Annotated in this window: 5 protein-coding genes and 1 pseudogene; 5 read left to right on the plus strand and 1 reads right to left on the minus strand. The window is 27.6% G+C overall.

Annotated elements, in window-relative coordinates:
• Nucleotides 1-739 (minus strand): annotated as a pseudogene (locus JJE11_RS13440) (amidohydrolase family protein); the annotation flags it as partial.
• A gap of 72 nt (nt 740-811) precedes the next feature.
• On the opposite strand from JJE11_RS13440, the gene JJE11_RS13445 reads away from it, so the two are divergent.
• From JJE11_RS13445 to JJE11_RS17775, 5 genes are all read left to right on the plus strand, one after another.
• Complete coding sequence (locus JJE11_RS13445; protein WP_291636443.1) at nt 812-940, plus strand: hypothetical protein; 129 nt, start codon at nt 812-814, stop codon at nt 938-940.
• Nucleotides 941-1,369: 429 nt separating this feature from the next.
• Entirely contained in the window at nt 1,370-2,623 is a 1,254-nt protein-coding gene (locus tag JJE11_RS13450; RefSeq protein ID WP_291636445.1) for a DUF5780 domain-containing protein, read from the plus strand.
• 501 nt (nt 2,624-3,124) lie between these two features.
• Entirely contained in the window at nt 3,125-3,754 is a 630-nt protein-coding gene (locus JJE11_RS13455; protein WP_291636447.1) for a hypothetical protein, read from the plus strand.
• A 19-nt stretch (nt 3,755-3,773) separates the two neighbouring features.
• On the plus strand, nt 3,774-4,514 hold the full coding sequence (locus JJE11_RS13460; RefSeq protein WP_291636449.1) for an FxLYD domain-containing protein: 741 nt from the start codon (nt 3,774-3,776) through the stop codon (nt 4,512-4,514).
• Between the two features lie 38 nt (nt 4,515-4,552).
• Nucleotides 4,553-4,633 carry a zinc-ribbon domain-containing protein gene (locus JJE11_RS17775; protein ID WP_366927933.1) on the plus strand — a complete coding sequence of 27 codons (81 nt, stop codon included), beginning with the start codon at nt 4,553-4,555 and terminating at the stop codon, nt 4,631-4,633.
• The last annotated feature ends 1,056 nt before the right edge of the window (nt 4,634-5,689 follow it).

Below are 5,689 nucleotides of genomic sequence, written 5' to 3' on the forward strand. Positions count from 1 at the left end.
CACTATATATAACAATATCAGCATCCTTTCCAATTTCTAAGCTTCCAACTTTGTCTTCTATACCAAGTATTTCAGCCGCATTAATAGTTATTGCCTTTAGGGCTTCATTTTCATCCATACCCTCTCTTGCAGCAATACCTGCACATACTGGAAGATATTGAAGGGGAATAACAGGATGATCCGTTATTATTGCTACTTTTAAACCTGCTTTGGATAAAATCCCAGGAGTTTCAAAAGTTAGATTTTTAAGTTCTACTTTTGATCTATTAGAAAGTGATGGACCTAATATTATGCCCTTTTGAATACCTTCTTTTAAATAATCTATAATTAAATGCCCTTCTGTGCAATGATCAAGAGTGATATCTATATCAAATTCCTTTGCAATCCGTAGAGCCGTAAGGATATCGTCAGCCCTATGAGCATGCGCTTTTAGAGGTATTTCTTTCTTTATAACCTTGGCTAAAGCTTCCATTTTGATGTCAAATTCAGGAGCTTTATCAGGGCATTCTAAGAGATTATTTTGTTTTTCTACATACAATTTTGCTTTAATAAGATTTTCTCTTAGAATTGCAGCAGTTCCCATTCGTGTGCTGGGGGATTTTTTCTGATCATGATATACTCTTTTAGGATTTTCTCCAAAAGCAACCTTCATAGCAAGGCACTCATTTACAATCATATCATCTATTCTATTTCCATATGTTTTAATAACTGCAAACTGTCCACCAATTACATTAGCACTCTAACACATTATCACGTTTCTATAAATATCACATTGTATGTTATTAAGAAGTAAGGAAAGGTAGGTTTAGCCATGCATAGAGATTCGAGAATAATCCAATGTAGCTTCAAGAAGACCACTCGTGATGTTAGGATATACACTTATGTAAACTCTTTAGAAGAAATGTCAGACTTTGTAAAAGATATGTTCAAGTACGAATAAGATAGAAAGGTTAAAAAAATAAATGGATATACTTATATTGTAGTAATAATTGGAATGTTCATGTTTGGATTTTTATCAAAAGAAATTTTCGTTATAATGATAGCGAATAAGGGCATCAATGGAATTACAGATATAGTATTTAGATAACCTTTTTATAATAAATCACATCTAACTGGGGAGTTAAATCCCCTGTCTACATAGTAAGTAAGATAGCGAGGTGAAGCAATCTAAAAATTCTAAGTAAAACACAAAAGCTTCATATCTAAAGTAGCTTAAAATTAATATACGGTGGATTAAAACCACGTCTAGTATGATAAACTATATGAATTTAAATAACTAAAAGTATATACAATTTACAAGAATATTGTAAATACATTGAAAATATAGTAAAATATTATTATATTTATAAATTAAGGGGGGATAATTTTTATGAAATGTTCAAAATGTGGAAACGATAATCTAGAGGATGCTTTATTTTGCAGTAAATGTGGTGCTAATACAAGTGATATTAAAATAAGTGTTGATGAAATTAGTACTAAAGAAAAAAAATCTAGAAATACTATAAAAAGTTTATTAATCTCAAATAAAAAATTTATTAAATATGAAATTATAGGTATTATATCAATTTTTATTATAATCGCGGTTATTTTTTCGCAAAATAGCCCTGCAAAAGAATTTGAAAGAGCAATAAATAATAACAAGCCTGTAGAGGCTAGTAACATTTACAGTAGTAAAATCGAAGGAACTGGTAGTGATGAAGAAAAAGTCCTAAAATCCTTAAATTCAGATATAAAAAATATAGAAACTGATTTTATGAAAAACAAATTGAACTACACTGATGCTATTGCAAAGCTTAAAAATATACAAGATATAGGAATACCATCAATTCAAGGACAGGTATCAATATCAAAAGAAAATGTAGAAAAATTAAACGTTTCGAGGACTTCTTTTAAAGTAGGAAGTGAATTTTTAAAAAACAAAGACTATAAAAATGGTTTAACTGAACTTAAAAAAGTAATTAATGTAGATGAGAATTATAAAGATGCACAAGAACTCATTAGTAATTCTATTAAAGAATACAAAGCTGTTATATTAAGCGAATCACTAGCATTTACAAATAAAAAAGATTATGATTCAGCAATATCGCTATTAGCTAGTGCGCTCATTATAATTCCAAATGACTCAGATATTACAGCAAAAAAATCGATTTATGAAAAATCAAATGAAGTTAAAAAAGCTGCTGAGTTAAAAAAGAATATAGCGTCTACTAAAGCAAATCAACAAGTCACAGTCGAATCATCTACTATTATCGTACAGGCTTCAGAATATAAATCTCTCTACCCTGATATGATTCGAGTACTTATTCGAAACAAGTCTAATAAAATAGTAAAAAACATGAAGGTATCGTCTTTAGCATATGATAGTAATTTATTACCTATCAAAGTAAAAACAGAATATTTATTTACAAGTGCGCCTTTCGAATTTATAGGAATAGCTGATAATGTAAATATTGTACCTGGTGCTGTTTTTGGTGATGGAGTTGGTTGGAATTTAGACGAACAGCATGGTATAAGTAAAGTGCTTTCTTGTGTTAAAGAGGTCGAATATTATGATGGTACTACTTGGATAAATCCATATTATGAATATTGGATTGAACAGTATAAAGAGAAATCATTAAAATAAACATCATTCTTAAACATATCTAAAATAGAAATTACAGTAAGGGCTACTATGCCCTTACTTTTTTATTACTATAATCTAATAAAAAATTAAGAAGTTGTAAAGAAGTCTCTATAATTAATAAGTACATTACCAAACTAACATAAGCTTTGTGGAAATAAAAAACTATCCTTTTTATTATTTAACTACCAACATTAACTAATAATCAGTAAAGTGTCTTAGAAGTCACATATGAACGTTTAATGTACATTCTAAAGGCATAACAATTGTACATAACGCACGTCAATTATAAGACACTTTAATATTGGCTTATGTACTTATACCTAATAATTTTTATGATTGATTGTGGTGGGAATTTGATGGTATAACATTTATGATACTTTAATAGTGTTATATTTTTTGGATATATACATATTGAAACTAATAAGATAATAAAGGAAATCATTACATTTTATAGAATTAAATATATTAACATCATAATTTATAAAAAGAGGTGCTAATTATATGAAAAATAAGGTTAAATATGTAGGGATCGCTTTAACTATTGTAGCTATTATATTATTAGTTGGAGTGGCTGGATTTACAAGTAGAACAAGAACTTTAGAAAAAAAAGAATTCACTGTTGAATTTAATCAAAGCAAGGAATTCATTGATAACGCTAATGATTTAAGTATTTCTCAAATAAAAATCATAAAAGATTTTGAAACGAAGTATTTATCGTCTAATCATTATAAAAATACTCAATTTAGTAATATATTTATACCCTTTCTTAAATCCAAAATGACGGATGGATTGACTTCCCATGATGTTACTTATATGAATAAACTTGTTGATGTCTCAAGTGTATTTGTTGTAACCTCTAATGATGAAATTAAAACATTACGCACAAAGCTAATAGATGAAACAAATATTATAAAGAATGCTACTCGTTATGTACATGAGACAAGCATTTCTTCAGAACCAAGTAAGCCATATATAGGAATGACAGAAGTTGATTTAGTAGAATGTGCATGGGGACAACCTGAAGATGTCAATAAGACTACAACAGCATATGGAATTTCTAAGCAGTATTGCTATTCAGGAAACAAATATGTATATGTGGAAGATGGAATTGTAACAACAATACAAGACTAGAAAAAAGGAGCTAACTATGATGAAATTTAAAAAATTAAGTATATTATTATCTATAATTATATTAAGTGTAGCATCATTTGTCGGATGTAGTGAAAATACTAAGTCAACAGACGCACTTGTAACTGCTCAAATTATCTCTAAAGATACAACATTTCAAACTAAATTAACGGAAGTAAAAAAGCAAATTACAAGGTCTGCAAAATTTGTAGGAGACATAGAAAATATCAATAATTTTATAGATGAAAATATAAACAAAAATGAAGTTAAAATTGATTTATGTAATTTTATAATAGTAAAATGGAATGTGGATTTAAAAAAAGGGGAAGAAAATATTAATGAAAATTTAGTGGAAGTATTGTTAAATGTAAAAGAAGATTATCCTGAAAATGTAGCTATAGGAAGTTTATACGCTCAATATCAGAATTACAAAGATGATTTATCCTATAAAGAAGCTTTAAAAGAAGTAACTGAAAATCCACCTATTGCTAAAAACTTAACCTCAGAAGATGGAATATTAGAATTAATAGATTATAAAAGTGAAAATGGCTATATTGTTGGTACAATTAAAAATACTTCAAATAATAGTTACAGATATGTTGGAGTAAATATTAATTTATTAGATAAGGATGGTAATCTAGTTGGAAGCACCCTTGCTAATGTTAAAAATTTACAAGGTTATAAAAGTTGGAAATTTAAAGCAATAGTTATAGAAGAAGGAGTAACAAATTTTAAAGTAATAAATATAGATGCAAGTAAATAAAGTTAAATGTTCACATATATATTGTAGGGGGCATGGAAATGATTTGTAAAAAATGTGGGGTTGAATTAAGTGAAGAAAGTATGTTTTGTAATATCTGTGGGGGAGAAGATTTTAAATAAAGAGGAAATCAATAATAGTACAAATGTAGAAGTTATTGATGAGGACGAAATATATGACGATACTTCGAAAAAAAGAGAAAAGAAAAAAATAAACAAAAAATTCCTAATTGTTATAGCATTTATTGTTATGTTGGTCGGAGTGGTAGGAAGTTCTGCGATAATAAGTAATTTAAAACAAAATGAATTTACCACGAAATTAGGTCAATGCAAAGAAATAATTGAGGATACTGACACAATTATTAGTCCTGAACAAACAAAGTTTATAGAAAAATTTGTGAATAAATATTCTGTAAATGATAGTTATTATTATACTCAATTTTTAGATCAGTTTGTAACTTATTTTAAGATTAAAATGGAAGAAGGATTAGCATTTAATGATGCAGATGATATTAATAAACTAATTGTCGTTTCGCAGTTAGGTGAACTAAATTCTAATAAGGAGATAGAAGATTTGCGTTTGAAATTATCACCTTCTCCTTATATTGAGGAAACACTATCTGAATCAACACAATCTTCAGAACCATATATAGGAATGTCTGAAGATGATTTAAGGAAATGTGTATGGGGTTCACCAAAGGATGTTAACACAACTACTACAGCATATAAAATTTCTAAACAGTTTTGTTATACTGGAAATAGATATGTATATGTGGAAGGTGGGGTAGTAACATCAATACAAAATTGAAAAAGATACATATTAAAAATAGTATTAAGATGGTTAACTATAATGAAATTTAAAATTTAGGCATCAATTGTGGAATAATTTAATATAATTAGGTTTATGTTCTTTAATAACGTTTAACGAGCTATTTATCACATATTTTATAAAGATGATACATAATCATAATAGTGATATATAATATTATTATTATAAATAAATGAGAGTAAGTGGTGAATATATGAATAATTATGCATTTAATGAATTTACAAATATAATTTTAAAGTTTACAAACGAACCCGATATAGAAAAAGCACTATATGTTTTAGCTAGAAAAGGACAAGTTGGGAGATTGAGCATGTCTAAAATAGACAATTCGAAATTTGCTGATGCTATAC

It is taken from the genome of Clostridium sp. (genome assembly GCF_016650095.1).
GTDB lineage: Bacteria > Bacillota > Clostridia > Clostridiales > Clostridiaceae > Clostridium_AD.

Coding starts and splice junctions, on each gene's coding strand:
- JJE11_RS13455 (WP_291636447.1), top strand. CDS start 3,125: ATGAAAAATAAGGTTAAATATGTAGGGATCGCTTTAACTATTGTAGCT.
- JJE11_RS13445 (WP_291636443.1), top strand. CDS start 812: ATGCATAGAGATTCGAGAATAATCCAATGTAGCTTCAAGAAGACCACT.
- JJE11_RS13450 (WP_291636445.1), top strand. CDS start 1,370: ATGAAATGTTCAAAATGTGGAAACGATAATCTAGAGGATGCTTTATTT.
- JJE11_RS17775 (WP_366927933.1), top strand. CDS start 4,553: ATGATTTGTAAAAAATGTGGGGTTGAATTAAGTGAAGAAAGTATGTTT.
- JJE11_RS13460 (WP_291636449.1), top strand. CDS start 3,774: ATGAAATTTAAAAAATTAAGTATATTATTATCTATAATTATATTAAGT.